This window comes from Streptomyces sp. NPDC107765, assembly GCF_055657085.1.
In genome coordinates this window covers 35,085-61,720 of the sequence record NZ_JBVKBL010000024.1, presented here as the reverse complement: position 1 = coordinate 61,720, position 26,636 = coordinate 35,085, and the positions used below count along the sequence as shown (strand labels likewise).

The following is a 26,636-nucleotide window of genomic DNA, read 5'->3' as shown; positions in this document are numbered from 1 at the left end:
CGTACTGCGCGATTGCGCCATACGGGGAGGGGGCGGACGTACGGAGCCCCCGCGGCCGGTGTGGCTGCGGGGGCTGCGTTCGGGAGGGCGGGGTGGTTACACGCTCGCGGGCTGCGGGGTGGGCTCGGTCTGCTCGGCCGGGGTGCCGGTCTTCTTGGCCCGCTTGGCGGCCTTCTTCTTCGTGCGGCGTTCCTTGCGGAGTTCGATCATCGCGTAGAGCGTCGGGACGAGGAGGAGGGTGAGCAGGGTGGAGCTGATCAGACCGCCGATCACGACCACGGCCAGCGGCTGGGAGATGAAGCCGCCGTCGCCGGTGATGGACGCGGCCATCGGCAGCAGCGCCATGATCGTGGCCAGGGCGGTCATCAGGATCGGGCGGAGCCGGTGCCGGCCGCCCTCGACGACCGCCTCGACGACGCCGTAGCCCTGGGCCCGGTACTGGTTGATCAGGTCGATCAGCACGATGGCGTTGGTGACCACGATGCCGATCAGCATCAGCATGCCGATCATCGCCGGGACGCCCAGCGGGGTGCCGGTGGCGATGAGCAGGCCGACCGCGCCGGTGGCCGCGAACGGGATGGAGACCAGCAGGATCAGCGGCTGGATCAGCGACCGGAAGGTGCCGACCAGCAGCATGAAGACGATGGCGATGGCGGCCAGCATGGCCAGGCCGAGCGAGGAGAACGCGTCGGACTGGTCCTGGGAGACGCCGCCGATGGTGGCGGTCGCGCCCTCCGGCAGCTTCAGGCCGTTGATCTTGGACTGCAGCTCGGTGCTGACCGCGCCGGTGTTGTCGCCGGTCGGCTTGGCGGTGATGGTCGCCGAGCGGGCGCCGTCGATCCGGGTCATCTGGACCGGGCCGGGCACGGTCTTGACCGTGGCGAGGGTGCCGAGCGGCACCGGCCCGGCCGGGGTCGGGATGGCCAGCTTCTTCAACTGGGCCTCGGTGGTGGCCGGGTGGGCCGCCTTGATGACGATGTCCCGTTCGGTGTTGTCCAGGACGGCGGTGCCGGTGGTGGTGCCGCGGACCGCCTGGGCGACGGCGCCGCCCAGCGTGGTCTGGTTGTAACCGGCCGCGGCGGCCTTGGCGTTGGGCGTGACGGAGATCCGCGGCACGCTCTGCGCGAGGTCGCTCTGGACGTCGGTGACGTGGTCGAGTCCGGCGACGGCCGTGCGGACCTGCTCGCCGGCCTTCTTCAGCACGTCGGCGTCGCCGGCCTTGACGACCACGCTGAGGTCCTGGTTGCCGAAGCCGCCGCCCGCGGTGATCGTGGTGTCGCCGATGGCCGGGCCGAGCTTGTCGAGCTCCGCGCGCAGATGGTCGGTGACCTTGCCGGAGTCCGCCGAGTCCTTCAGTTTGACCTGGTAGGACGCCTGGTTGGCGCCGGTGCCGCCGCCGAAGGCCGCCATGAAGCCGGAGGAGCCGACGGTGACCTGGTAATCGGCGATGTCGTCGTCGGCCGCGAGCAGCTTCTCGACCTTCTTCGCCTGGGTGTCGGACGCGCCGAGGCTGGTGCCGGGCTTGAGCTCCTGCTTGACGGTCAGGGTGTCCTGGTCGCCCTGGTCGAAGAAGTTGGTCTTCAGCAGCGGGCCCATGGCGAACGTGCCGATCAGGACGACGACCGCGATGGCCAGGCTGGTGAGCCGGCGGCGGGTGGCGAAGCGCAGGACCGGGACGTAGAGCCGCTGCAGGGCGCTGCGGGTCTCCTTCTCCTCGGCCTGGCGGCGCAGTTCGTCGGCCGTGGTGCCCTCGGGGATCTCCGGGGCACGCAGGAACCAGTACGACAGGACCGGGACGACCGTGAGGGAGACGATCAGCGAGGAGAGCAGGGCGACGGTGACGGTCAGCGAGAACGAGCCGAACAGCGCGCCGACCATGCCGCCGACCACGCCGATCGGGAGGAACACCGCGACGGTGGTGAGGGTCGAGGAGGTGATCGCGCCGGAGACCTCCTTGACGGCGGAGAGGATGGCCTCCCGGCGCTCCTCGCCGTAGCCCAGGTGCCGCTTGATGTTCTCCAGGACGACGATGGAGTCGTCGACGACCCGGCCGATCGCGATGGTGAGCGCGCCGAGGGTGAGCATGTTCAGGGACAGGTCACCGGTCCACAGCACGATCAGGGTGATGACGACCGAGAGCGGGATGGAGACCGCGGTGACCAGCGTCGAGCGCAGGCTGAGCAGGAAGACCAGGATGACGATGACGGCCATGGCCAGGCCGAGCATGCCCTCGGTGGTCAGCGACTCGATGGACTTGGAGACCGCCGGGCCCTGGTCGGAGACGACGGTGACGGAGGTGCCCTCGCCGAGGTCCTGCTTGATCTTCGGGAGCTTGTCCTTGACCGCGTCGGAGATCGCGACCGCGCTGCCGTCCTGGTCCATCGTCACCATGACGGCGAGGCTGGGCCTGCCGTTGGTGCGGGTCAGGGAGGTCGGCGCGGCCGGCTCCTCCTTGACGGTGGCGACGTCGCCGAGCCGGACCGCCTTGGCCGCGGACGGGCCGCCCGCGGCCCCACCGGCCCCCGCGGACGGCGGCACAGTCAGGTCCTTGATCTGCGCGACGGAGGTGAAGCCGGCGCCGACCTGGACGGTCTTGCTCCGGCCGTGCTCGGCGAACGAACCGGCCGGCACGGACGTGCCGCCGGCCTCCAGCGCCTGCCCGAGCGCCTGCGAGGTCAGTCCGGCGGCGGCGAGCTTCCGGTCGTCGGGGGTGACCGCGACGATCCGGTCCTGGACGCCGCTGACGGTGACCTGGCTGACCCCGTCGATGTTCTTCAGGTCCGGGACCACGCCGCGGTTGAGCTGGTCGGCGAGGGTCTGCTGGTCCTTCGTGGAAGAGGAGACGGCGAGGACGACGGTGGGGATGTCGTCCGTCGAGCCGGCCACGACCTGCGGGTCGACGTCCTTGGGCAGCTTGGCCCGGGCCCGGTTGACGGCCTGCTGGACGTCGGCGACCAGGCGCTTGGAATCGTTGCCGTAGTCGAACTGGGCCATGATGACGCCCGAGCCCTCGCTGGACGTCGAGGTGACGCTCTTGATGCCGTCGACCGCCTGGACACCGTCCTCCAGCGGCTCGATCACCTGCTTCTCGACGACATCGGGCGAGGCGCCCTGGTACGGCGCGAGCACGGAGACCATCGGGAGTTCGATGGAGGGCAGGAGCTGCTGCTTGAGCTGGGGTATCGCGATGGCGCCGAAGGCGATCGCGACGATCGACATCAGCGCTATCAGGCCCCGTTGTACGAGGCTGAGCCGGGACAGCCAGGACATGGGTGGGGTCTCTCTCTTCTGTTCTGAAGCGGGACGGTCGGCCGGGCCGGGGGCGGGCAGGCGCCCTTCGTCAGACCCGACGGCGGGGGCCCGTTGCGGGCCCACTTACACCTTCGGCCATGACCAGGCCGGTTTTCCTCGCTCGCAGGTCGGTTTCCGTCCCGGGCCCGTACCGCGTTCGGAGTACGGGCCGCTCCCCCTCTACTGCACCCGTGGGCGTACGAGGCCCGATTCGTAGGCGATGACGACCAGCTGTGCGCGGTCGCGCGCCCCGAGCTTGGCCATCGCCCGGTTGACGTGCGTCTTGACCGTGAGCGGGCTGACCGCGAGCTGTTCGGCGATCTCGTCGTTGGACAGTCCGCCGGCCACCAGGACGAGTACCTCGCGCTCCCGGCCGGTCAGCGTCGTCAGCCGCTCCGCGCCCGGGCCGTCGGGCCCGCCGTCGCCCGGACCGCTGCCCTGGGCGAGGAACTTGGCGATCAGGCCCTTGGTCGCCGCGGGCGACAGCAGCGCCTCACCGCCCGCCGCGATCCGGATCGCGCCGAGCATCTCGTCCGGTTCGGCGCCCTTGCCGAGGAAGCCGCTGGCGCCGTTGCGCAGCGACTGGACCACGTAGTCGTCGACCTCGAAGGTGGTCAGGATGACCACCCGGACGTCGGTGAGGTCCGGGTCCTCGCTGATCATGCGGGTGGCGGCCAGCCCGTCCACGCCGGGCATCCGGATGTCCATCAGGACGACGTCGGGCCGCTCGGCCTTGGTCAGTTCGTAGGCCTGCGCGCCGTCGGAGGCCTCCCCCACCACCCGCATGTCCGGTTCGGAATCGACCAGCACGCGGAACGCGCTGCGCAGCAGCGCCTGGTCGTCGGCGAGCAGCACCTTGATCGTCATGTCGTCTCCCCCGTACGGACGGTCTGCAGTGGAAGGGTCACCCGCACCTGGAAGCCGCCGGCCGCGCGCGGGCCGGTCACGATCGTGCCGCCCAGCGCGTAGACCCGCTCGCGCATCCCGATCAGGCCGTGGCCGCCGCCGTTCTCCTCCGGCCCGTCGGTGCCCCCGGCCGGCGGGCCGGACCGGTCGGCGCCCCGCTGGCCCGGCACTCCGGCCGTGCCCGCGCCGTCGTCGAGGACGGTCACGGTCAGCGCGGTGGGGTGGTACGCGATCCGGATGGTGGCCCGGGCGCCCTCCCCGGCGTGCTTGTGGACGTTGGTCAGCGCCTCCTGGACCACGCGGTAGGCGGTGAGGTCGACGGAGGCGGGCAGCGGACCGGGCGCCTGGGGCACCTCCAGGTCCACCGGGAGCCCGGCGCGGACGAACCCGTCGACGAGCTGGTCGAGCACGCCGAGGCCGGGCGCGGGCTCGGTCGGTGCCTTCGGGTCGTCGGACTGCCGCAACAGGCCGACGGTGGCGCGGAGTTCCTCCAGCGCCGAACGGGACGCCTCGCGGACGTGCGCGAGGGCCTGCTTGGCCTGGTCGGGGCGGTTGTCCATGACGTGCGAGGCGACCCCGGCCTGGACGTTGACCAGGGCGATGTGGTGGGCGACGACGTCGTGCAGCTCCCGGGCGATGCGCAGCCGCTCCTCGGCGACCCGGCGGCGGGCCTCCTCCTCGCGGGTGCGCTCGGCACGTTCGGCCCGTTCCCGGATGGCGTCGACGAAGGCGCGGCGGCTGCGGACCGCGTCCCCCGCGGCGGCGGCCATACCGGTCCAGGCGAAGATCCCGAGGTTCTCCTGGGCGTACCAGGGGCGGGGGCCGTAGAGCATCGCGGAGGCGGTCAGGACGACGACGGTGAGGGCGCCGATCCGCCAGGTGGTGGGGCGGTCGGTACGGGAGGCGACGGTGTAGAGGGCGATCACCGCGGCGACCGCCACCGGGGCGCGGGGACTGCTCGCGCCGGCGACCAGTTCGACGAGGGTGAGCGTGCCGGTGGCCGCCAGGACCGAACGCGGCAGCCGGCGGCGCCACACGAGCGGGGCGCAGGCCAGCGCGGCCAGCACCACGGTGGTGGCGGTCAGCTCGTGCGGGACGATGCGCGGTCCGTGGACGCGGTGCGGGTCGGCCACCGCCCCGAACAGGATGCAGCCGAAGACGGCCACCGCCAGGGCCGCGTCGAACGCGAGCGGATGCGTCCGGTACCAGGCGAAGCGGCCGGTGCGGGCCGCGTCCGGGCGGGGGTCGAGGAGACTCACAACAGCAAACGGTAGCGCCCCGGTCCGCGGGGGACCGGGGCGCCGGGTGCCGGTGCACTGGAAAGGGGCGGCCGGTGGCGGCCGGCCGCACGGGCGCGGACGGCCGGGTGGCCGTCCGGCGGCGGACTCAGCCCGGGATCAGGCCGTCGTCGCTGAGCATCTCCCGGACCTCGGCGAGCGTGGCGTCGGGAGACGGCAGGATCAGTTCCGACGGTTCGAGGGCGTCGTCGGGGAGCGGGGTGCCCATACGGCGCACCGCTTCCAGGAGAGCGCCGAGCGTGCGCCGGAAGCCGGCCTCGTCGCCGCTCTCCATCTCTTCGAGCAGTTCGTCGTCCAGCTTGTTGAGCTCGATGAAGTGGGCATCGTCCAGCTTCACCTGGCCCTCCCCCATGATCCGTACGATCACGACGGTCTCCCTTGGTCCGCTCCGACGGTCTCGCGATCCCTGCGAGGCTAACCGCCGCCGCTCGTCACTGCTTGTCGAAACGCGGCTGGTCCTGCTGCGGGCCGGGCCGGCCCTGGCCGCCCTGACCGCTCTCGATGGCCTGCTGGCCGGCCGACGAACCCCCCGCGAGCTCGGCCTTCATCCGCTGCAGCTCCAGCTCGACGTCGCTGCCGCCGGAGAGCCGGTCCAGCTCGGCGGTGATGTCGTCCTTGGCCATGCCGGACGGGTCGTCCAGCGCGCCGGACGCCATCAGCTCGTCGATCGCGCCGGCCCGGGCCTGCAGCTGCGCGGTCTTGTCCTCCGCGCGCTGGATGGCCAGACCGACGTCGCCCATCTCCTCGGAGATGCCGGAGAACGCCTCGCCGATCCGGGTCTGCGCCTGGGCCGCCGTGTACGTCGCCTTGATCGTCTCCTTCTTCGTGCGGAAGGCGTCGACCTTGGCCTGCAGCCGCTGCGCGGCGAGCGTGAGCTTCTCCTCCTCACCCTGCAGCGTCTGGTGCTGCGTCTCCAGGTCCGTGACCTGCTGCTGCAGCGCGCTGCGCCGGGTCAGCGCCTCGCGGGCCAGGTCCTCGCGGCCGAGCGCCAGCGCCTTGCGGCCCTGGTCCTCCAGCTTCGCGGACTGGCCCTGGAGCTGGTTGAGCTGCAGCTCCAGGCGCTTGCGGGAGGTCGCCACGTCGGCGACTCCGCGGCGTACCTTCTGCAGCAGCTCCAGCTGCTTCTGGTACGAGTAGTCGAGGGTCTCGCGCGGGTCTTCGGCCCGGTCCAGGGCCTTGTTGGCCTTCGCGCGGAAGATCATCCCCATCCGCTTCATGACACCATCGCTCATGGGCCTCGCGCGCCCCCTTCTGACCGACTTGCATCGGGCTTAGGCTCCAGCACATCTACAGACCCCACAGTACGGGCCCTGGTTCCATTACCGCACTGTTCGCGCCCGGATGCGCTCCTCCTCCAGGACGATCGGGACGGCCTCTTCTCCCGCGCAAGGAGTAGGGAAGGGGTTGCGGGGCGTCGCCGGACGGGGGGTGACCGCCGCTTTCCGGGCGGTGCCGTTGCCGGATCGTGCCCGTCGGGACCTGGTCCCCGGGCGGCGACCACGTACTCTTGGGTGTTGTGTTCCGAAGCCGTTCGAAGGATGAGCAGGCCGCGACCGCCAAGGTGACCGCGGACCAGCCCCAGCAGCCCCGCGATCCGCAGGCCCCCAAGGGCCGCCCTACCCCCAAGCGCAGCGACTCCCAGTCGCAGCGCCGGGCCCGTGCGCACACCCCCACCAACCGCAAGGACGCGGCGAAGGCCCAGCGTGAGGCCCGCCGTGCCGATATGGCCCGGCAGCGCGAGGCGCTGGCCAACGGCGACGAGCGGTTCCTGCCGGTGCGGGACAAGGGACCGGTGCGCCGGTTCGCCCGGGACTTCGTCGACTCGCGCTGGTGCGTCGCGGAGTTCTTCCTGCCGATGGCCGTGGTGATCCTGGTGCTGACCATGGTCCGGGTGCCGTCGATCCAGAGCATCGCGCTGCTGCTGTGGCTCGTGATCATCGTGCTGATCGTGCTGGACTCGATCCTGATCTGGTTCCGCCTTGGCAAGCGGCTGCAGGAGAAGTTCCCGAACGAGAACCTCAAGGGCGTGAAGGCCTACGCGGTCATGCGCACGCTCCAGATGCGGCGGCTGCGGCTGCCGAAGCCGCAGGTCAAGCGGGGCCAGCGGCCGTAATCGCGCCATACGAAAAGGGCCGGATCCGCCGCGGCGGGTCCGGCCCTTCGTGCTGTCCGGGCGGGCTGCTCAGTCTTCGTCGGCCGCCTTGAGGCTCATCGGGGCCGGGTAGATCTCCTGGCCGTCCTCGAAGAGGCGGACCTGCTCGACACCGCCTTCGAGGAGGGCCTTCCACTCCTCGCCGATCCAGGATTCCGCGTCGCCCTGCGTCGTGAACTCCTCCGGCTCCACGGCGGGTACCGCCTCCGTACCGTCCGCCTTCTCGAACCGCCACGTCCACGCCATGTCCGCCTCCTGGATCCACCGGGTACGTGAGTCGTGTTGTCGCCTGTCGTGCTGATCGAGAGCCTAACGGCCGTGTCGAGTCCGCCCCCGCCGCGCCCGCCGGGAGCGGACGCGAGAAACTCGCGGTGTGGATGTGACTCTCCTCGGCACCGGGGCCCCGCTGGGGCTGCCGCGCCCCGGCTGCCCGTGTGCCGCCTGTGCGACCGCCGTCGGCGACGAGGCGCGGGCGGCGACCGCGCTGCTGGTCGACGGCGCGCTGCTGATCGATCTGACGCCGGGTCCGGCCTTCGCGGCCGCCCGCGCCGGACAGTCGCTGGCCGGCGTACGGCAGGTGCTGCTGTCGCATCCGCACGAGGGGCCGGCGATGGAGGTGCCGGCCGGGCTGCCCACCCCGGGCCGGGTCGCGGACGGCCGGGAACTGGCGCTGCTCGACGGGCACCGGATCCGGGCCCTCGCGGTGGACATCCCGGGCACCGCGTACGAGATCTCCGGGCCCGCCGGCGAGCGGCTGCTGTATCTGCCGCCGGGCGCGGCACCGGCCGGGCTGACGGACGGGAACGGGGGCTTCGGCGGCGGCTACGACGGCGCCGGCGGGAACGGTCCGTACGACCTGGTGCTGCTCGACGTCCTGGGGCGGCCGGACGCGCTGGCGCGGCTGCGGGCGAGCGGGGCGGTGGACGCGGCGACGGACGTGGTGGCGGTGCACCTCGACCACGACGTGCCGCCGGGGCCCGAACTGCACCGCAGGCTGGCGGCGGTGGGGGCGCGGGCGGTGCCGGACGGCAGTTCGCTGGTGGTCGGCGAGTACCACGCGGTGCCGGACCTGCCGCGCCGGACGCTGGTGCTCGGCGGGGCCCGCAGCGGGAAGTCGGTGGAGGCGGAGCGGCGGCTGGCGGCGTTCCCGGACGTGCTGTACGTCGCGACCGGAGGCAGCCGGGACGGCGACGCGGACTGGGCGGCGCGGGTCTCGCTGCACCGGGAGCGGCGGCCGAGCAGCTGGCGGACCGTCGAGACCTGCGATCTGGTGCCGCTGCTGGCGGAGGACGGGGACGGCGGGGCTTTCGGGGCGGACCGGCCGGGCGGCGCATCGCCGCTGCTCATCGACTGTCTGGCGCTGTGGCTGACGCACGTCATGGACGAGGTCGGCGCGTGGGACGACGCGACCTGGGAGGGCGGCGGCCGGAAGGCGCTGCGGGAGCGGACCGACGCGCTGGTGGCGGCGGTGCGGGCGACGCAGCGGCCGGTGGTGGCGGTCAGCAACGAGGTCGGCTCGGGGGTGGTGCCGGCGACGCCGGCGGGCCGCCGGTTCCGGGACGAACTGGGGCGGCTGAACGCGTCGTTCGGCGCGGAGTGCGAGCAGGTGCTGCTGGTCGTCGCGGGCCAGGCGCTTGCGCTGCGCGGATGACGCGGGCCCGGCCCCGCCCGTGTCCGCTTGCCCGGGGGCGCGCCGCCGGGTGCTCTTGAAGGGTGACCGGATACGGGCTGACCGAGTGTGTCGACGCGGCCGTGCGTGCCTATCTGGCGGAGCGTCCGGAGGCGACCGTGGTCGCGCTGGACGAGGGGCTCGGCACCGGCTTCTGGCGGCTGGACAACGGGCGGCTGCACTGGCTGTCGGTGCTGCCGGAGGAGGCCGCCGCGGTGCGCCGGATGCTGCTGCCGGACACCGCCCGGCGGCACACCCTCGCCCGGGAGCCGGCCGACCGGGAGTGGCCGGCCGCGGTGCCGGGGACGTCCCGTGGGGTGGTGGTCGTCGCGGCCGGGGTGCTGCGGCGGCTGCCGCTGCCGGCCGGGCGGGCGCTGCTGACGGTGTGCGCGGCGCGGTTCCCCGGCGGTGCGCTGGTCTTCGACGCGCTGCCGCGGCGCGCGGCCGCCCTGGTCGCGGGCCGTCCGGGCCTGGTGCCGGGGCATGTGCGCCGGCCGTCGCCGGGGCGGTGCCGGCCGCCGGTCCCGCGGGCGTTGCGGCCGCGGGTGTACGAGGTCCGCTTCGCCGCCGGGCCCGCTCCGGTACCGGAGGGCGAGCGGCCGCGGCGGGGCGGGAGCGGGGCCGGCGACGGCGGCCGCAACCCCGCCGCACGCCGAACGCATTGCCGGTAATCTGCGGCCAATGAGCGCCCTGAACCTCGATGACTTCGCCCATCTGATCGAGCGCCCCGATGGCGGGGTGCGCCGTGACGCCGAGGAGCGGCGGGCGCGGCTGGCCGTACCGCCGGGCGCGCTCGGCCGCCTCGACGAGCTCGGCGAGTGGCTGGCCGGTGCGCAGGCGCAGGTGCCGGTGCGGCCGATCCGGCAGGCCCGTCTGGTGCTGTTCGCCGGCGATCACGGGGTGGCGGAGCTGGGCGTCTCGGCCCGGCCGGCCGGCGGGACGAAGGACCTGGTCCGGGCGGTGCTGGACGGCGCGAGCCCGGCCGCGGTGCTGGCCCGGGGCGCCGGGGCGCAGCTGCGCGTGGTGGACATGGCGGTGGACTGCGACCCCGCGGAGCTGCCCGCGGAGGTCACCCGCCACCGGGTGCGGCGCGGCAGCGGCCGGATCGACGTCGAGGACGCGCTGACCGCCGAGGAGGCCGAGGCGGCGTTCCGGGCCGGGATGGCGGTCGCGGACGAGGAGGCGGACGCCGGTACGGACCTGGTGGTGCTGGGCGATCTGAGCGTCGGCGGCACGACCGCGGCGAGCACCCTGGTCGCCGCGCTGTGCGGCACGGACGCCTCGGTGGTCACCGGGCGCGGCGGGGCGCGGATCGACGACCTGGCGTGGATGCGCAAGTGCGCGGCGATCCGGGACGCGCTGCGCCGGGCCCGGCCGGTGCTCGGCGACCAGCTGGAGCTGCTGGCCACGGTCGGCGGCGCGGACCTGACCGCGATCACCGGGTTCCTGCTGCAGAGCGCGGTGCGCCGGACGCCGGTGATCCTGGACGGGGTGGTCTCGGCGGCCTGTGCGCTGGTGGCGCAGCGGGTGGCGTTCCGGGCGCCGGACTGGTGGCTGGCGGGTCAGGCCAGCGGCGAGCCGGCGCAGGCCAAGGCACTGGACCGGATCGCGCTCAACCCTCTGCTCGACCACGGCGTCACTGCTGGCGAGGGGACGGGGGCGCTGCTGGCCCTGCCACTGGTGCAGGCGGCCGCGGCCCTGGCGGCAGAACTTCCCGTACACGACTGAGGTGCGCGCCGCCCCGGCCGGGGCGGCGCTCCTTCCCGCCCGTACCGGACCACCGGCGGCGCCCCATAAGATCTCGGCTTTACACGTTTTTTATGGGAGACATCGCTTGAGTCCGGACGAAGACCGCCGCGCGCAGCGTGGCGGCACCTGGTCGCAGCGCGGTGCCGCGTTCGGCATCTGGTACCTGCGCACGGTCACGTTCCTCAATCTGCTGAGCGCGGTGTGGGTGTCGTTCGGCACCGACATCCGCCGGCACAACGTCGAGGAGTACTTCACCCCGTACCTGCTGACCGCGGGGTTCGCCTCGGGGGCGTTCTCGCTGTTTTTGTCGGTGACGCTGCGGCGCCGCAAGCGGGCCGCCTGGATCCTGAACCTGGTGCTGTCCGGGCTGCTGGTGGGGCTGTTCGGCTTCGCGCTGGCGGCGGCGCCGGAGTTCCGCGGGCATCCGCAGAACTGGGTGTCGCTGGTGGTGACGGCGGTGTTCGCGGTCGCGCTGGTGGTCGGCCGGCGGGAGTTCTACGCCAAGGGCGACCGGTCGAACCCGAAGCTGGCGGCGGCGGTCGCGGTCGGCGGGCTGCTGGTCACCTCGCTGCTGGCGGCGCTGCTGGTGACCGTCACCAACACCGCCCGGGACACGTCCTCGACGTTCGTCATGCGCTGGCGCTACGGCCTGATGCGCCTGGTGTCGCTGGCCGCCGACGACCACCGCTTCCCCGCGATCGACACCCCGAACTGGGTCAACGTCACCATCAACGTGCTGAGCACGCTGCTGCTGGTGGCCGTGCTGTGGGCGGCGTTCCGGTCGGTCCGCAGCACCGAGCGGCTCACCGAGGACGACGAGGAGCGGCTGCGGGCCCTGCTGGACCGGCACGGCGACCGGGACTCGCTGGGCTACTTCGCGCTGCGCCGCGACAAGAGCGTGCTGTTCTCGCCCAGCGGCAAGGCGGCGGTCACCTACCGGGTGGTGGGCGGAGTGTCGCTGGCCTCCGGCGATCCGCTGGGCGACCCCGAGGCGTGGCCCGGGGCGATCGAGGTGTGGCTGGCCGAGGCCCGGGCGCACGGCTGGGCGCCGGCCGTCATGGGCGCGAGCGAGGAGGGCGGCACGATCTACGCCCGGCACGGCCTGGACGCGCTGGAGCTGGGCGACGAGGCGATCGTGGAGACCGCGGAGTTCACCCTCGCCGGCCGGGCGATGCGCACCGTGCGGCAGGCGTACAACCGCATCGAACGGGCCGGCTACACCGTCCGCATCCGGCGGCACGAGGACATTCCCGCCGAGGAGATGACGCGGCTGCTGGAGCTGGCCGACGACTGGCGGGACGGCGAGACCGAGCGGGGCTTCTCGATGGCGCTGGGCCGGCTCGGCGATCCGGCGGACGGCCGCTGCGTGATGCTGGAGTGCTCCGACGAGCAGGGCGAGTTGCGGGCGCTGCTGAGCTTCGTGCCGTGGGGTGCGAAGGGCCTGTCGCTGGATCTGATGCGGCGGGACCGCGCGTCGGAGAACGGGCTGATGGAGTTCATGGTCCTGGAGCTGATCCAGCGCGCGAAAGAGGTGGAGATCACTCAGGTCTCGCTGAACTTCGCGATGTTCCGTTCCGTCTTCGAACGCGGTTCGCGGCTCGGCGCGGGCCCGGTGCTGCGCCTGTGGCGCTCGCTGCTGAGCTTCTTCTCCAGGTGGTGGCAGATCGAATCGCTCTATCGCGCCAATGCGAAGTACCGGCCCATCTGGGAGCCGCGGTTCCTGCTCTTCGAGAAGAGCACCGATCTGCTGCGGATCGGCCTGGCCGCCGCCCGGGCGGAAGGCTTCCTGGAAGCACCTGGTCTGCCGAAGTGGCTGAACCGCAAGCACCTGGAGAACGTGAGATGAGTGTGGCCCGTGCGGGGCGGCGGGACATAGCCGTTCTGCGCCGGGCGGCGCGGGCCGAGTGGGGGCCGCTGCTGCGGACGGTGCGGTCGGAGCTGGTCTCCGCGAGGCTGCGGGCGATCCCGGTAACGCTCGCCGCGGTCTGCCTGACGCTGGTCTTCCAGTTCGTGCAGAACCAGGCGTGGGGCTACCACGCCATCCAGGACATCGGCTCGGTCCAGGCGTACGAGCACCTGTGGATCGCGCTGCTGCGCACCCCGCTGTCGCTGTTCGTGCCCGCGCTGGACCTTCCGGTGTGGGGCGCGCTGGTGCAGATCCTGGTGGTCTTCGGCATCGCGGAGACCTGCCTCGGTTGGCGCAAGACGCTGCTGGTCGCCTACGTGGCCACGCTCGCCGGGACGATGTACGCCCGGATCGGGATCTGGATCGGCCCGCAGAGCCCGCTGGGCCTGCCCGATTCGGACAAGTACGTCATCGACACCGGCCCGTCGGCGGCCGTGGTGGGCCTGGCGGTGTTCGTGTGCTGGCGCTACCGGGCGTGGTTCACCGGCTCGCTGGTGGTGCTCTCGATGGTCTTCGAGGTGCTGTTCATCAAGAACAACCTGGCCGGCAAGGAGCACCTCGCGGCGATCCTCGGGGTGCTGGTGGTGTGCGGGCTGTGGGAGGTCTGGCGGCCGGTCAAGCCGCGGGACGCGCAACGCGTCAGCGGCTGGGGGCGCCGCCGATGAGGTGCTCCACCTTGCGGCGCAGGCCCGACCAGCGGCGGTCGTGGCGGTAGGCGCGGACCGTCGCCCGGGCCCGCGCCCGGGGCCGGTTGCGGTAGAGGCGCCTGGCCCACGGGGAGTTGGGCCGGGCCAGCCGGATCGCGCCGAACAGCGCGACGAACGGCACGAACACCCCGATGACCGCCATCCGCGCCTTCCCCTTCACCAGCGCGAGCAGCGCGAAGAGGAAGTTCACCGCGACCGTCTGGACGACGGTGAGGCGGTCGGTGGTCTCGTCCGGGGTGAGTTCGTTCACGCCGAACGGCAGGAAGCCGCCGAGGACCAGCGCGACCAGGGCGACGGTGAGGATGACGGCCTCGACGCTCTTGGTGCCCTCCTCCGTCCAGTACACGTCGTCCAGGTGCAGGACCAGCGCGAACTCGTCCAGGACGAGGCCCACGCCGATCCCGAAGAGCACCGCGGCGACGCCGGCGCCGAAGCCGCGCCGGCCGCCGGCGATCGCGATGAATCCGCCGGCGACCATCAGCACCACGCCGGGCACCACGTGGTGGACGTGCAGCCCGCCGGGCGAGATGTCGTGGAACGGTCCCTTCCCGGCCCGGATCAGCCGGGTGACGGCCCGGGTGACGAGGAACGTCAGCACGAAGGAGGCCAGGGCGAGCAGCAGCGGCAGCTTCCCCGGCTCGACGATGTTGCGGTACCACCAGTGACCCATGGGCACCATTAGGCCCTCTCGTGGCGGCCGGGGGCGGCAGGCGGGCGCGGCGGGCGCCCGGATAGCCTGCCGCGATGACCGAGACCCCCGCTCCCTGGGCCCGCGCGGACGCCCTGCGCTTCGCGTTCGGCACGCTGACCGTGCTGCCGGTGCGGGTGCACCGCTGGGACCGGGCGGCGGCCCGCGGCGGGATGCTCTGCGCGCCGCTGGCCGGCCTGGTCGTCGGGGGCTTCGCGGCCGCGCTCGGCGGGGCGCTGCTGCTGCTCGGCGGCAGTCCGCTGCTGGCCGCGGTCGGCACCGCGGCGGTGCCCGCCGTCCTCACCCGCGGACTGCATCTGGACGGGCTCGCCGACACCGCCGACGGACTGGGCAGCGGCAGGCCCGCCGAGGACGCGCTGCGCATCATGAAGCAGTCCGACATCGGCCCGTTCGGCGTCCTCACGCTGCTGTTCACCCTGCTGGCCCAGGTGGCGGCGCTGGCCGGGCTGTACGCGGCGGGCTGGGCGTACGGCGCGCTGGGGGCGGGGGTGGCCGCGGTCACCGGCCGGTGCGCGCTGACCCTGGCCTCCCGTACGGGGGTGCCGGCGGCCCGTCCGGACGGGCTGGGCGCGGCGGTCGCGGGGACGGTGCCGGTGCGTGCGGCGCTGCTGTGCGCCGCCCTGGTCGTCGCGGGCTGTGCGGCGGCGGGCGCGGTGCGGGGACCGTACGGCGCGGTGCACGCGGGGCTGGCGGCGGTGCTCGGGCTGGCGGCCGGCGAACTGCTGCTGGGGCACTGCCGGCGGCGGTTCGGCGGGGTGACCGGGGACGTGTTCGGTGCGCTCGCGGAGGGTGCCGGGCTGACCGCGCTGCTGGCGCTGGCCCTCGGCTGATCCGGCGATTCCACCGATTCCGCCAAATCCCTTGTATCGTCCATGAGTTGGCCGAGATCGGTACGGCCCGCCGCGCAACGGTCCGCACCGGTACGGCAGCGGGCCGGGCCTCGCGGCGCCGCCGAGCGTAGGCTCGGCCGCAGCAGCGCGCCAAGGCGCGACAACGGATTCCCGGACGGAACAGGACTCTCATCACCGTGACTGCACTGACCCTCAGTACTTCCTCCGCCGCAACGGTGCGTGCGGATGCCGTCGTCGTCGGCGTTGCCAAGGGCGCCAAGGGCGTCGTCGTGGCCCCCGGCGCCGAGGCCGTGGACAAGGCGTTCGGCGGCAAGCTCGCCGGTGTGCTGGAGACCCTCGGCGCAAGTGGTGCCGAGGGCGAGGTGACCAAGCTGCCCGCGGCGGACGGTCTCAAGACGCCGGTCGTGCTGGCGGTCGGCCTGGGCGACGCACCGGCCAAGGGCGACGGCTACGCCCACGAGGCGCTGCGGCGCGCCGCGGGCAGCGCCGCCCGGGCGCTGGCCGGCAGCAAGAAGGCCGGCTTCGCGCTGCCGGTCGAGGACGCCGAGGCGGCCGCGGCGGTGAGCGAGGGCGCGCTGCTCGGCGCGTACACCTTCACCGCGTTCCGCAGCAACGGCGCCGGCAACGGCAACGGCAAGAACGGCACCAAGAAGAACGACGGCAAGTCGGCGCCGCTGGCCGAGGTCGCGATCCTCGGCGGCAAGCCGCGCGACAAGGAGTTCAAGGCCGCCACCGAGCGCGCGCAGGCGCTGGCCGCGGAGATCAACCGCGCCCGCGACCTGATCAACACCCCCTCCAACGCCCTCGACCCGAAGTCCTTCGCGGCCGAGGCGCAGGCCGCGGCCAAGGAGTTCGGCCTCAAGGTCGAGGTGCTGGACGAGAAGGCGCTCAAGAAGGGTGGCTACGGCGGCCTGATGGGCGTCGGCCAGGGCTCGGAGGCGCCGCCGCGGCTGGTGCGGATCGCGCACACCCACCCCAAGGCGAACAAGACCCTGGCGCTGGTCGGCAAGGGCATCACCTACGACTCGGGCGGCATCTCGCTCAAGCCGGCCGGCCACAACGAGACCATGAAGTGCGACATGAGCGGCGCCGCCGCGGTGTTCGCCGCCGTCGTGACCGCGGCCCGGCTGGGCCTCCCGGTCAACGTCACCGGCTGGCTGGCGCTCGCCGAGAACATGCCGTCCGGCTCCGCCACCCGCCCGGGTGACGTGCTGACCATGTACAGCGGCAAGACCGTCGAGGTGCTCAACACGGACGCCGAGGGCCGGCTGGTCCTGGCCGACGCGCTGGCGCGGGCCTCGGAGGAGGAGCCGGACGCGATCGTGGACGTCGCCACGCTGACCGGCGCGATGGTGCTGGCGCTCGGCCACCGCCACTTCGGGATCATGGCCAACGACGAGGCCTTCCGCACCTCGATCCACGAGATCGCGGAGGAGGTCGGCGAGGAGTCCTGGCCGATGCCGATGCCCGAGCACCTCCGCAAGGGCATGGACTCGCCGGTCGCCGACATCGCCAACATGGGTGAGCGGATGGGCGGCGGTCTGGTCGCCGGTCTCTTCCTGAAGGAGTTCGTCGGCGAGGGCATCCCGTGGGCCCACCTGGACATCGCCGGCCCGGCCTTCCACGAGGGCTCGCCCTGGGGCTACACCCCCAAGGGCGGTACCGGCTCCGCGGTCCGCACCCTGGTGCGGCTGGCCGAGCGCACCGCCGCGGGCGACCTCGGCTGACGCCGGCCCGTCTGGTCTGTTTTGTCCGTACGGCCCCGAGCTCACAGCCCGGGGCCGTCGGTGTGCGTGGAGGGTATGTTCGCCCTCGACGAAATCCGCACGTGCATACGCACGGGTAACCCGCCGGCGACCCTCTTCAGGCGGCGACTCAGCCGTCCACAGCCCGGCCCGCCGTCCCGGCTTCGTTGAACAAGTGCGAAGATGGGTTCTCGGCAGGACAGGGCCCCCCTTACCCAGGGCCGAAATTAAAGCGGCCGAACAACAGCCGCGGTCCGGTCATCGCAGACCGGTCCGGCGCATCCATGCATGGAGGACGTGACGTGGCGAACGACGCCAGCACCGTTTTCGACCTAGTGATCCTCGGAGGCGGTAGCGGTGGTTACGCCGCTGCCCTGCGCGGGGCGCAGCTGGGCCTGGACGTCGCCCTGATCGAGAAGGGCAAGGTCGGCGGTACCTGCCTGCACAACGGCTGCATCCCCACGAAGGCTCTGCTGCACGCCGGTGAGATCGCCGACCAGGCTCGCGAGAGCGAGCAGTTCGGTGTCAAGGCCACTTTCGAGGGCATTGACATGGCGGCGGTCCACAAGTACAAGGACGACGTCATCTCGGGCCTGTACAAGGGCCTGCAGGGCCTGATCGCCTCCCGCAAGGTGACGTACATCGAGGGTGAGGGCCGTCTGTCCTCCCCGACCTCCGTCGACGTGAACGGCCAGCGCGTCCAGGGCCGCCACGTCCTGCTGGCGACCGGCTCCGTGCCGAAGTCGCTGCCGGGCCTGGAGATCGACGGCGACCGCATCATCTCCTCGGACCACGCGCTCAAGCTGGACCGCGTGCCGAAGTCCGCGATCGTCCTGGGCGGCGGCGTGATCGGCGTCGAGTTCGCCTCGGCGTGGAAGTCCTTCGGCACCGACGTCACCATCGTCGAGGGCCTCAAGCACCTCGTCCCGGTCGAGGACGAGAACAGCTCCAAGCTGCTGGAGCGGGCCTTCCGCAAGCGGGGCATCAAGTTCAACCTCGGCACCTTCTTCGACAAGGCCGAGTACACCGCCGACGGCGTCAAGGTCACCCTCGCCGACGGCAAGACCTTCGAGGCCGAGGTGCTCCTGGTCGCGATCGGCCGCGGGCCGGTCTCGGCGGGCCTGGGCTACGAGGAGCAGGGCGTCGCGATGGACCGCGGCTACGTCCTCGTCGACGAGTACATGCAGACCAACGTGCCGACCATCTCGGCCGTCGGTGACCTCGTCCCCACCCTCCAGCTCGCGCACGTCGGCTTCGCCGAGGGCATGCTGGTGGCGGAGCGGCTGGCCGGTCTGAACGTGGTCCCGATCGACTACGACGGCGTGCCGCGGGTGACGTACTGCCACCCCGAGGTCGCTTCGGTGGGCATCACCGAGGCGAAGGCCAAGGAGCTGTACGGCTCCGACAAGGTCGTGGCCCTCAAGTACAACCTCGCGGGCAACGGCAAGAGCAAGATCCTCAAGACCGCGGGCGAGATCAAGCTCGTCCAGGTCAAGGACGGTGCCGTGGTCGGCGTCCACATGGTCGGTGACCGTATGGGCGAGCAGGTCGGCGAGGCCCAGCTGGTCTACAACTGGGAGGCCCTGCCGGCCGAGGTTGCGCAGCTGGTGCACGCGCACCCGACGCAGAACGAGGCGCTCGGCGAGGCCCACCTGGCCCTGGCCGGCAAGCCCCTCCACTCCCACGACTGACCCGAGTCCGGGCGCGACGACCACATCCTGCAATTCGTAAGGAGCAACCGAAACCATGGCGGTTTCCGTATCCCTTCCGGCGCTCGGCGAGAGCGTCACCGAGGGCACCGTCACTCGCTGGCTGAAGGCCGAGGGTGAGCGCGTAGAGGCCGACGAGCCTCTGCTGGAGGTGTCGACCGACAAGGTCGACACCGAGATCCCGGCCCCGGCCGCCGGCATCCTGACCTCCATCAAGGTGGCCGAGGACGAGACCGTTGAGGTCGGCGCCGAGCTGGCCGTCATCGACGACGGCACCGGTGCGCCGGCCGCTGCCCCGGCCCCGGCCGCCGCCGAGGCTCCCGCCCCGGCCGCGCAGCCCGAGCCCGCCGCGGCTCCGGCCCCGGCTGCCGAGGCCCCGGCCCCCGCCGCCGCCCCCGCGGGCGGTGCCGAGGGCACGGACGTCGTCCTCCCCGCGCTCGGCGAGAGCGTCACCGAGGGCACCGTCACCCGCTGGCTGAAGGAGGTCGGCGAGGAGGTCTCGGCCGACGAGCCGCTGCTGGAGGTCTCCACCGACAAGGTCGACACCGAGATCCCGGCGCCGGCCTCCGGCACCCTGCTGGAGATCGTGGTCGGCGAGGACGAGACCGCCGAGGTCGGCGCCAAGCTCGCCGTCATCGGTGCCAAGGGCGCGGCCCCCGCCGCCCCCGCGGCTCCGGCCCCGGCCGCCCCGGCCCCGGCCGCCGAGCCCACCCCGGCTCCGGCTCCGGCTCCCGCGCCCGCCCCGGCGCCGGCCGCTGCCGCCCCGGCGGCGCCCGCCGCCCCGGCCGCCCCCGCGGCTCCGGCTCCGGCCCCCGCGCCGGCTCCGGCCGCCCCGGCACCTGTCACCCCGGCCCCGGCCGCCGGTGAGGGCGAGGGCGCCTACGTCACCCCGCTGGTGCGCAAGCTCGCCGCGGAGAGCGGCGTCGACCTCGCCACGGTCAAGGGCACCGGTGTCGGTGGCCGGATCCGCAAGCAGGACGTCATCGCCGCCGCCGAGGCCGCCAAGCAGCAGGCCGCGCCGGCCGCTGCCGCCGCCCCGGCCGCGTCGAAGGCCCCGGCGCTGGAGGTCTCCCCGCTGCGCGGTCAGACCGTCAAGATGCCGCGGATGCGCAAGGTCATCGGCGACAACATGATGAAGGCCCTGCACGGCCAGGCGCAGCTGACCACCGTGGTCGAGGTGGACATCACCGCGATCATGCGGATGCGCAACAAGGCCAAGGACGCCTTCGCGCAGCGTGAGGGCGTCAAGCTCTCCCCGATGCCGTTCTTCGTCAAGGCCGCCGTCCAGGCGCTGAAGGCCCACCCGGTCGTCAACGCCCGGATCAACGAGGACGAGGGCACCATCACCTACTTCGACACCGAGAACATCGGTATCGCGGTGGACGCGGAGAAGGGCCTGATGACCCCGGTCATCAAGGGTGCGGGCGACCTCAACATCGCCGGTATCGCCCGCAAGACCGCGGAGCTGGCGGGCAAGGTCCGGGCGAACAAGATCACCCCGGACGAGCTCTCCGGTGCGACCTTCACCATCTCCAACACCGGGTCGCGCGGCGCGCTGTTCGACACCGTGATCGTGCCCCCGAACCAGGTCGGCATCCTGGGCATCGGTGCGACCGTCAAGCGTCCGGTGGTCATCAACCACCCGGACCTCGGCGAGACCATCGCGGTGCGCGACATGACCTACCTCGCGCTCTCCTACGACCACCGTCTGGTGGACGGCGCCGACGCCGCCCGCTACCTGACCACGGTCAAGCAGATCCTGGAGGCCGCCGAGTTCGAGACCGAGATCGGTCTCTGAGCCAGGCAGCCACCCGGTAGGCGGTTAGCAGCAGGGGCCGGCACCGTTTCGTACAGCATCCGTACGGACCGGGGCCGGCCCTTCCGCATGCCGCCGTCCGGCCGCCGTCCCGGATAATGGCCCCCTCGCCACCCGCCGCGTCACCACCCGCTCTGAAGGAGCACCTCATGACCCCGCCCGTCGTCCATTCGCTGCGCGAGCAGATCCGCGAGCACATCCTCGAGGGGATCGTCAGCGGCCGCTGGCAGCCGGGCGAGCGGATCGTCGAGCGGCGGATCGCGGTGGAGCTGGAGGTCAGCCAGACGCCCGTACGGGAGGCGCTGCGCGAGCTGGAGTCGCTGCGGCTGATCGAGTCGGCGCCCAACAAGGGCGTACGGGTCCGGAACCTGACCGCGGCCGACCTCAAGGAGAGCTATCCGGTGCGGGCCGGGCTGGAGCAGGTCGCCGCGGAGCTGGCGGCCGGGCGGCTGGCGGAGGACACCGCCGCGCTGGAGCGGGAGGTGGCGGCGCTGCGCGAGGCGGACCTGGCGGGCGACGGGGAGGCGCAGGTGCGGCACACCGTGGCGTTCCACCGGGAGATCGTGCGGGCCGCCGGGAACGCGGTGCTGCTGCACACCTGGGAGTCGCTGGGCATCGAGGTGTGGACGGCGCTGTCGATCCGCTGGTTCAGCCCGGAGCAGCGCTCGCACGCGCAGGACCACCAGGAGATCGTGGACGCGTTCCGGCGGCGCGACCCGAAGATCGGCACGCTGCTCAAGACACACGTGCTGAGCTGCGCACCGAGGGTCTGAGCGGGGGCGCCGGGCGGGCCCGAGAGGCCCCGGCGCGGCTGAGCGGAGGCACCCTCCGAAGGTGGCACCGAGTGCCCAAAATCGCGGCACCCCGTGCCGACCTGCGGTTTTTCGGTTGTTCAGCGTTGATCGATCATCGATCAGGGGCGTATCGTCTTCCGACGGGGCGCGACACCCTGCCTGCCGAAACTGCCGCACTCGCATCCGGGTGCCGTCGAGATCCCGCCGCAGCCCACTGGCGCGGCCCGGTCCCGACGGCGCCCCCGAGCTTCCCTCCCGTCCGGAAAGGGGCCACCCATGCCCGACCCCGTGCGCCTGCCGTACAGCCAGCTCGACCAGCTCCCGGACCGCGACCCCGAGGAGACGGCCGAGTGGCGCGAGTCGCTGGACGCCGTCACCGAGGCGGCGGGCCCGCATCGCGCCGCCTACCTGATGCGCCGCACCCTGGAGCAGTCGGGGCTCGCGCTCCCCCAGCTCCTGGAGAGCGACTACCTCAACACCATCCCCACCGCCGCCGAGCCCGCCGTTCCGGGTGACGAGGCGATGGAAGCCCGGATCGCCGCCTGGAACCGCTGGAACGCGGCCGCGATGGTCTCCCGCGGCGCCAAGTACGGCGTCGGCGGCCACATCGCGACCTTCGCGTCCGCGGCCTGGCTCTACGAGACCGGCTTCAACCACTTCTTCCGCGGCAAGGAGGACTCCTCCACCGGCGGATCCGGCGACCAGCTCTACATCCAGGGCCACGCCGCGCCCGGCATCTACGCCCGCGCCTTCCTCGACGGCCGCCTCACCGAGGAGCACCTCGACCACTTCCGCCGCGAGGCCGGCGGCAAGGGCCTGCCGTCCTACCCGCACCCGCGGCGGCTGCCCTGGCTGTGGGAGTTCCCCACCGTGTCGATGGGCCTCGGCCCGCTGTCGGCCATCTACCAGGCGCGCTTCAACCGCTACCTGACCCACCGCGGCATCAAGGACGTCTCCGGCTCGCACGTCTGGGCGTTCCTGGGCGACGGCGAGATGGACGAGCCGGAGTCGACCGCCGCGCTCGCGCTCGCCTCCCGTGAGGGCCTGGACAACCTCACCTTCGTCATCAACTGCAACCTGCAGCGCCTGGACGGCCCGGTCCGCGCCAACTTCAAGATCGTGCAGGAGCTGGAGGCCCAGTTCCGCGGCGCCGGCTGGAACGTCGTCAAGACGCTGTGGGGCACCGCCTGGGACGAGCTCTTCCGGCTCGACACCACCGGCGCGCTGGCCCGCCGGCTGCGCGAGGTGCCGGACGCCCAGTTCCAGACCTACGCGACCCGCGACGCGGCCTACATCCGCGACCACTTCTTCGGCGCCGATCCCGCCCTCGTCGAGATGGCCACGCTGCTCTCCGACGACAAGATCCTGGAGTGCTTCCACCTCTCCCGCGGCGGCCACGAGTCGCGCAAGGTGTACGCGGCGTACAAGGCGGCCCTGGAGCACAAGGGCGCCCCGACCGTGATCCTCGCGCAGACGGTCAAGGGCTTCACCCTCGGCAAGGGTTTCGAGTCCAAGAACGCCAACCACCAGATGAAGAAGCTGACGGTGGACGAGTTCAAGGTCATGCGCGACCTGCTCGAACTCCCCATCTCCGACAGCGACTTCACCGACGGCCGGGTCCCCTACGGCCACCCGGGCGCCGACTCCCCCGAGGTCCGCTACCTCCAGGAGCGCCGCGCGGCCCTCGGCGGCCCGGCCCCGGCCCGCCGCTCCCACCCGCTCGCGCCGCTGCCGGCCCCGGCCGACAAGGCCTTCGCCGCCTTCGACAAGGGCTCCGGCAACCAGTCCGTGGCCACCACCATGGCCTTCGTCCGCCTGGTCAAGGACCTCATCCGCGACAAGCAGACCGGCAAGCGCTGGGTGCCGATCGTCCCCGACGAGGCCCGCACCTTCGGCATGGAGTCGCTCTTCCCGTCGCTCGGGATCTACTCCCCCAAGGGCCAGACGTACGAGCCGGTCGACCGCGACCAGCTGATGTACTACAAGGAAGCCAAGGACGGCCAGATCCTCAACGAGGGGATCACCGAGGCCGGTTCGATGGCGGACTTCATCGCCGCCGCCACCGCGTACGCCACGCACGGCGAGACGATGATCCCGTTCTACATCTTCTACTCGATGTTCGGCTGGCAGCGCACCGCCGACCAGATGTGGCAGCTCGGCGACCAGCTCGGCAAGGGCTTCCTGGTCGGCGCCACGGCCGGCCGCACCACGCTGACCGGTGAGGGCCTGCAGCACGCGGACGGCCACTCGCCGATGATCGCGTCGACCAACCCGGCGGCACTGTCGTACGACCCGGCGTTCGCGTACGAGGTCGCGGCGATCGTCAAGGACGGCCTGCGCCGCATGTACGGCGAGACCGCCCCCGGCGAGGACCCGAACGTCTTCTACTACCTCACGGTCTACAACGAGCCGATGCCCCAGCCGGCTAAGCCCGCGGGCGTCGACGAGGGCATCGTCCGCGGCCTGTACCGCTTCAACACCGCGGCCACGGCGGGCGTCACGGTGCCCGCCGACGCCCCGGGGATCCAGCTGCTGGCCTCCGGCACCGCGATCCACTGGGCGCTGGCGGCCCAGCAGCTGCTCGCCGACGAGTGGGGCGTGGCCGCCGACGTGTGGTCCGCGACCTCCTGGACGGAGCTGCGGCGCGACGCGCTGGCGGCCGACGAGGCCACCCTGCGCGGCGAGCAGCGCACGCCGTACGTCCGCGAGGCGCTCAGCGGCGTCGAGACGCCGGTCCTGGCGGTCAGCGACTACATGCGCCAGGTCCCGGACCAGATCGCGCAGTGGGTCGAGCAGGACTGGTCCTCCCTCGGCGCGGACGGCTTCGGCCTGTCCGACACCCGCGAGGCGGCCCGCCGCCACTTCGGCGTCGATGCCGAGTCGCTGGTCGTCGCGGCACTGGCCCAGCTCGCCCGCCGCGGCGACGTCCCGGCCTCCGCGGTCAAGGAGGCCCGCGAGCGCTACGGCTTCTGAGCCGCCCCTTCCCAGGGGCACCCACACTCCCGTGCGGAGGTCACCCACCCGCGCCCGGAACCTCCGCACGGGAACCCACGGCCCGGCCGGTCACGCCCTGACCACGGCCGGGCCTTCTTTCTGCCGGCCGGGGCGGACCGTCCGCCCCCGCCGCGCCCCCGGCGTTGTCAGTGGTCCCCGGCATCATGAAGACATGCGTGCTGCCCGGCTGATCAAGATGGTGCTGCTGCTCCAGTCGCGCCCGTCGATGACCGGGGCCGAGCTGGCGCGGGAGCTGGAGGTGTCCGAGCGCACGGTCGCGCGGGACGTGCTCTCCCTCTCCGAGGCCGGGGTGCCCGTCTACGCCGACCGGGGCCGGGCCGGTGGGTACCGCCTGATAGGCGGCTACCGCACCCGCCTCACGGGTCTCGGTCGCAGCGAGGCGGAGGCGCTCTTCCTCTCCGGAGTGCCCTCCGCGCTGCGGGAGATGGGGCTCGCCGACGCCGCCTCCGCCGCCCGGCTGAAGGTCTCCGCCGCCCTGCTGCCGGAGCTGCGGGACGCCGCCGCGGGCGCCGCCCAGCGCTTCCACCTCGACGCCCCCGCCTGGTACAAGGAGCCCGGCACGCCCGGTCTGCTGCCCGCGATCGCGGAGGCCGTGTGGTCCGACCGCCGGATCGCGGCCCGCTACCTTCGGAAGGGAAAGGGGGCCGAACGGACCGAGGTGCGGCGGGAGTTGGAGCCGTACGGACTCGTGCTGAAGGCGGGTGTGTGGTATCTGGCGGCGCGGGCGCAGGGGGACTTCCGGGTGTACCGGATCGACCGGTTCACCGCCGTCGACGTGCTCGACGGCGGGCCCGGTGCCTTCACCCGGGACGCGTCGTTCGACCTGCCGGCGTTCTGGGCCGAGCGGGCCGCGGAGTTCGCCCGCTCGATCCTCCGTACCGAGGTGGTGCTCCGGCTCTCCGAGCACGGAATACGGGTCCTGCCGCACGTCACCGAGGCCGCGGCGGCCCGTGCGGCGATCGACGCCGCCCGGGCCGCCGGCGGGCCGGACGCGCAGGGCCAGCTGACGGTCACCCTGCGCGTGGAGTCCGACGAGGTCGCCTATTCCCAGCTGCTGGCCCTCGGCCCCGAGGGCGAGGTCCTCGCCCCCGCCGCACTGCGCGACCGCTTCGCCGCGGCCGCCCGGCGCACGGCCGCCCTGTACGGGAGTGAGCGGGGTGCCTAGCGGTAGTCCGCCGCGGTCGCGTCCTTGCCGCCGAAGACCACGTCCTCGAAGTAGCCGAAGCAGTCGGGGCGGGAGCCGTCCGTGTCGGTGAAGCCGTACTCCTTCGCCAACTGGCCGCTGGAGAGCGACCGGCCGGTCCAGCGTGCCTTGTCGGGGTCGGCGGCCAGTGCCCGTACGGCCCGGCCGATCAGGGCCGGTGACTCCGCGATCGCGAAGTGCGGCTCCTTGGCCACCGCGTCGCGCCAGTTCTCCTCGGTCACCCCGAAGTGGTCCAGCATCTCCTCGGACCGCAGGAAGCCGGGGGTGAGCGAGACCACCGTGCCGCCCAGTTCCCTCACCTCGGCGGCGAGGCCGAAGGCGATGCGGTGCGGGGCGTTCTTGGTGAGGTCGAAGCAGAGGTTCTCGCGGTAGGTGCGGTTGAAGGACGCCGTGCCGTCGGTGACCTCGACCAGCAGTCCGCCGGGCCGCCGGTTCATCAGCGGCAGCGCGTAATGGCCGGTGATGACGTGGGTGTCGATGCCGAGGCGGAACATCCGCAGGCCGTCGGCCAGGTCGAGATCCCAGAGCTTGGTGTGGAATTCGAGCAGATGGTCGCCGCCCCAGACGCTGTTGACCAGGATGTCCAGCCGCCCCTGCTCCCGGTCGATGCGCTCGACCAGTGCCTTGACCTGCGTCGGCTCCAGATGGTCGGTCGGTACCGCGATCCCGGTGCCGCCCGCCCGTCGCCCACCACCGTCCTTGGCCGAGGCCCTACGGGCCGCCTCTCCCGCTGCGGTCACCAGCTCGGCGGTCTGCTCGATCGTCTCCGTCGGGCGGCCCACCTCGCTGACCCGGTCGCGGGTGGTCCGCCCGGTGACGTACACCAGCGCGCCCGCCCGGCCCAGCTCGACGGCCATCGCCCGGCCCGCGCCCCGGGTCGCCCCGGCGACCAGCGCCACCCGCCCGGTCAGCTCCGCGGTCACCGGCCGGTCCGGCCCGCCGTTCGTTGCGTGCCCACTCGTCACGTTCCACTCCTCCATGTCAGGCGCCCCGCTGTCGGTGCCGCACTGTCAGATGCCGTGCGCACGGCCGGCGGCCCATCAGGGCTCGTCCGGCTGCCCGGCGCAGCGTGACTCTGGCACCGAATCCCGACACCTTCTGTCCGGTTTTTCGTC

Annotated in this window: 21 protein-coding genes; 13 read left to right on the top strand and 8 right to left on the bottom strand. The window is 72.8% G+C overall.

Annotation, left to right across the window (positions count from 1 at the left end; genetic code table 11):
• Nucleotides 1-96 precede the first annotated feature (96 nt).
• The 5 genes from ACZ7MX_RS37310 to ACZ7MX_RS37290 all read right to left on the bottom strand — a co-directional run bounded on the left by ACZ7MX_RS37310 (nt 97) and on the right by ACZ7MX_RS37290 (nt 6,727).
• Complete coding sequence (locus ACZ7MX_RS37310) at nt 97-3,270, bottom strand: efflux RND transporter permease subunit (protein ID WP_472138845.1); 3,174 nt, start codon at nt 3,268-3,270, stop codon at nt 97-99.
• 201 nt (nt 3,271-3,471) lie between these two features.
• The gene (locus ACZ7MX_RS37305) at nt 3,472-4,158 is read right to left on the bottom strand and encodes a response regulator (protein WP_472138843.1); all 687 of its coding nucleotides are present in this window, start codon (nt 4,156-4,158) and stop codon (nt 3,472-3,474) included.
• Nucleotides 4,155-5,456, bottom strand: coding sequence for a sensor histidine kinase (locus tag ACZ7MX_RS37300; RefSeq protein ID WP_472138842.1), 1,302 nt, complete (start codon nt 5,454-5,456; stop codon nt 4,155-4,157). The genes ACZ7MX_RS37305 and ACZ7MX_RS37300 overlap by 4 nt, the downstream gene beginning before the upstream one ends.
• Before the next feature lie 127 nt (nt 5,457-5,583).
• Nucleotides 5,584-5,862: a PspA-associated protein PspAA gene (gene pspAA / locus ACZ7MX_RS37295; protein ID WP_472138840.1), complete on the bottom strand. Its 279-nt coding sequence runs from the start codon at nt 5,860-5,862 to the stop codon at nt 5,584-5,586.
• A gap of 64 nt (nt 5,863-5,926) precedes the next feature.
• The gene (locus tag ACZ7MX_RS37290) at nt 5,927-6,727 is read right to left on the bottom strand and encodes a PspA/IM30 family protein (protein WP_472138838.1); all 801 of its coding nucleotides are present in this window, start codon (nt 6,725-6,727) and stop codon (nt 5,927-5,929) included.
• 284 nt (nt 6,728-7,011) lie between these two features.
• Here ACZ7MX_RS37290 and ACZ7MX_RS37285 point away from each other — a divergent pair, with 284 nt between their 5' ends.
• Nucleotides 7,012-7,608 (top strand): DUF3043 domain-containing protein, encoded by a 597-nt coding sequence (locus tag ACZ7MX_RS37285; RefSeq protein ID WP_472138836.1) that lies wholly within the window; start codon nt 7,012-7,014, stop codon nt 7,606-7,608.
• A 69-nt stretch (nt 7,609-7,677) separates the two neighbouring features.
• Here the strand turns inward: ACZ7MX_RS37285 and ACZ7MX_RS37280 are convergent, their stop codons facing one another.
• Entirely contained in the window at nt 7,678-7,893 is a 216-nt protein-coding gene (locus ACZ7MX_RS37280) for a hypothetical protein (RefSeq protein WP_393563857.1), read from the bottom strand.
• 127 nt (nt 7,894-8,020) lie between these two features.
• On the opposite strand from ACZ7MX_RS37280, the gene ACZ7MX_RS37275 reads away from it, so the two are divergent.
• The 5 genes from ACZ7MX_RS37275 (at nt 8,021) to ACZ7MX_RS37255 (ending at nt 13,636) form a co-directional block, all read left to right on the top strand.
• Entirely contained in the window at nt 8,021-9,298 is a 1,278-nt protein-coding gene (locus tag ACZ7MX_RS37275; protein WP_472138834.1) for a bifunctional adenosylcobinamide kinase/adenosylcobinamide-phosphate guanylyltransferase, read from the top strand.
• A gap of 62 nt (nt 9,299-9,360) precedes the next feature.
• Nucleotides 9,361-9,987 (top strand): hypothetical protein, encoded by a 627-nt coding sequence (locus tag ACZ7MX_RS37270; RefSeq protein ID WP_472138832.1) that lies wholly within the window; start codon nt 9,361-9,363, stop codon nt 9,985-9,987.
• A gap of 10 nt (nt 9,988-9,997) precedes the next feature.
• On the top strand, nt 9,998-11,044 hold the full coding sequence (gene cobT, locus ACZ7MX_RS37265) for a nicotinate-nucleotide--dimethylbenzimidazole phosphoribosyltransferase (RefSeq protein WP_472138830.1): 1,047 nt from the start codon (nt 9,998-10,000) through the stop codon (nt 11,042-11,044).
• A 106-nt stretch (nt 11,045-11,150) separates the two neighbouring features.
• The gene (locus tag ACZ7MX_RS37260; protein WP_472138828.1) at nt 11,151-12,911 is read left to right on the top strand and encodes a phosphatidylglycerol lysyltransferase domain-containing protein; all 1,761 of its coding nucleotides are present in this window, start codon (nt 11,151-11,153) and stop codon (nt 12,909-12,911) included.
• Nucleotides 12,908-13,636 carry a hypothetical protein gene (locus ACZ7MX_RS37255; protein WP_472138826.1) on the top strand — a complete coding sequence of 243 codons (729 nt, stop codon included), beginning with the start codon at nt 12,908-12,910 and terminating at the stop codon, nt 13,634-13,636. Before ACZ7MX_RS37260 ends, ACZ7MX_RS37255 begins: the two co-directional genes overlap by 4 nt.
• On the opposite strand, the gene ACZ7MX_RS37250 is transcribed toward ACZ7MX_RS37255, so the two are convergent.
• Nucleotides 13,611-14,348 carry a hypothetical protein gene (locus tag ACZ7MX_RS37250; RefSeq protein WP_472138824.1) on the bottom strand — a complete coding sequence of 246 codons (738 nt, stop codon included), beginning with the start codon at nt 14,346-14,348 and terminating at the stop codon, nt 13,611-13,613. The genes ACZ7MX_RS37255 and ACZ7MX_RS37250 overlap by 26 nt on opposite strands.
• A 74-nt stretch (nt 14,349-14,422) precedes the next feature.
• Here ACZ7MX_RS37250 and ACZ7MX_RS37245 point away from each other — a divergent pair, with 74 nt between their 5' ends.
• The 7 genes from ACZ7MX_RS37245 to ACZ7MX_RS37215 all read left to right on the top strand — a co-directional run bounded on the left by ACZ7MX_RS37245 (nt 14,423) and on the right by ACZ7MX_RS37215 (nt 25,482).
• Nucleotides 14,423-15,217: an adenosylcobinamide-GDP ribazoletransferase gene (locus tag ACZ7MX_RS37245; protein ID WP_472138822.1), complete on the top strand. Its 795-nt coding sequence runs from the start codon at nt 14,423-14,425 to the stop codon at nt 15,215-15,217.
• Nucleotides 15,218-15,414: 197 nt separating this feature from the next.
• Nucleotides 15,415-16,965 carry a leucyl aminopeptidase gene (locus ACZ7MX_RS37240; protein WP_472138819.1) on the top strand — a complete coding sequence of 517 codons (1,551 nt, stop codon included), beginning with the start codon at nt 15,415-15,417 and terminating at the stop codon, nt 16,963-16,965.
• A 320-nt stretch (nt 16,966-17,285) separates the two neighbouring features.
• The gene (gene lpdA / locus ACZ7MX_RS37235) at nt 17,286-18,674 is read left to right on the top strand and encodes a dihydrolipoyl dehydrogenase (protein ID WP_030415422.1); all 1,389 of its coding nucleotides are present in this window, start codon (nt 17,286-17,288) and stop codon (nt 18,672-18,674) included.
• 55 nt (nt 18,675-18,729) lie between these two features.
• Nucleotides 18,730-20,490, top strand: a complete 1,761-nt coding sequence (gene sucB, locus ACZ7MX_RS37230; protein ID WP_472138817.1) for a 2-oxoglutarate dehydrogenase, E2 component, dihydrolipoamide succinyltransferase — start codon at nt 18,730-18,732, stop codon at nt 20,488-20,490.
• 167 nt (nt 20,491-20,657) lie between these two features.
• Nucleotides 20,658-21,281, top strand: coding sequence for a GntR family transcriptional regulator (locus tag ACZ7MX_RS37225; protein ID WP_030414848.1), 624 nt, complete (start codon nt 20,658-20,660; stop codon nt 21,279-21,281).
• Nucleotides 21,282-21,578: 297 nt separating this feature from the next.
• Nucleotides 21,579-24,275, top strand: coding sequence for a pyruvate dehydrogenase (acetyl-transferring), homodimeric type (aceE, locus tag ACZ7MX_RS37220; protein ID WP_472138815.1), 2,697 nt, complete (start codon nt 21,579-21,581; stop codon nt 24,273-24,275).
• Between the two features lie 193 nt (nt 24,276-24,468).
• Nucleotides 24,469-25,482, top strand: coding sequence for a helix-turn-helix transcriptional regulator (locus tag ACZ7MX_RS37215; RefSeq protein ID WP_472138813.1), 1,014 nt, complete (start codon nt 24,469-24,471; stop codon nt 25,480-25,482).
• On the opposite strand, the gene ACZ7MX_RS37210 is transcribed toward ACZ7MX_RS37215, so the two are convergent.
• On the bottom strand, nt 25,479-26,501 hold the full coding sequence (locus ACZ7MX_RS37210) for an SDR family oxidoreductase (RefSeq protein WP_472138811.1): 1,023 nt from the start codon (nt 26,499-26,501) through the stop codon (nt 25,479-25,481). The two genes, ACZ7MX_RS37215 and ACZ7MX_RS37210, sit on opposite strands and share 4 nt — an antisense overlap.
• Nucleotides 26,502-26,636 lie beyond the last annotated feature (135 nt).

Excerpts from the sequence above, each read along its gene's own strand:
- ACZ7MX_RS37310 (WP_472138845.1), bottom strand. The coding sequence starts at position 3,270 with ATGTCCTGGCTGTCCCGGCTCAGCCTCGTACAACGGGGCCTGATAGCG.
- ACZ7MX_RS37305 (WP_472138843.1), bottom strand. The coding sequence starts at position 4,158 with ATGACGATCAAGGTGCTGCTCGCCGACGACCAGGCGCTGCTGCGCAGC.
- ACZ7MX_RS37290 (WP_472138838.1), bottom strand. The coding sequence starts at position 6,727 with ATGAGCGATGGTGTCATGAAGCGGATGGGGATGATCTTCCGCGCGAAG.
- ACZ7MX_RS37280 (WP_393563857.1), bottom strand. The coding sequence starts at position 7,893 with ATGGCGTGGACGTGGCGGTTCGAGAAGGCGGACGGTACGGAGGCGGTA.
- cobT (WP_472138830.1), top strand. The coding sequence starts at position 9,998 with ATGAGCGCCCTGAACCTCGATGACTTCGCCCATCTGATCGAGCGCCCC.
- ACZ7MX_RS37255 (WP_472138826.1), top strand. The coding sequence starts at position 12,908 with ATGAGTGTGGCCCGTGCGGGGCGGCGGGACATAGCCGTTCTGCGCCGG.
- ACZ7MX_RS37250 (WP_472138824.1), bottom strand. The coding sequence starts at position 14,348 with ATGGGTCACTGGTGGTACCGCAACATCGTCGAGCCGGGGAAGCTGCCG.
- ACZ7MX_RS37245 (WP_472138822.1), top strand. The coding sequence starts at position 14,423 with ATGACCGAGACCCCCGCTCCCTGGGCCCGCGCGGACGCCCTGCGCTTC.
- sucB (WP_472138817.1), top strand. The coding sequence starts at position 18,730 with ATGGCGGTTTCCGTATCCCTTCCGGCGCTCGGCGAGAGCGTCACCGAG.
- ACZ7MX_RS37225 (WP_030414848.1), top strand. The coding sequence starts at position 20,658 with ATGACCCCGCCCGTCGTCCATTCGCTGCGCGAGCAGATCCGCGAGCAC.
- aceE (WP_472138815.1), top strand. The coding sequence starts at position 21,579 with ATGCCCGACCCCGTGCGCCTGCCGTACAGCCAGCTCGACCAGCTCCCG.
- ACZ7MX_RS37215 (WP_472138813.1), top strand. The coding sequence starts at position 24,469 with ATGCGTGCTGCCCGGCTGATCAAGATGGTGCTGCTGCTCCAGTCGCGC.
- ACZ7MX_RS37210 (WP_472138811.1), bottom strand. The coding sequence starts at position 26,501 with ATGGAGGAGTGGAACGTGACGAGTGGGCACGCAACGAACGGCGGGCCG.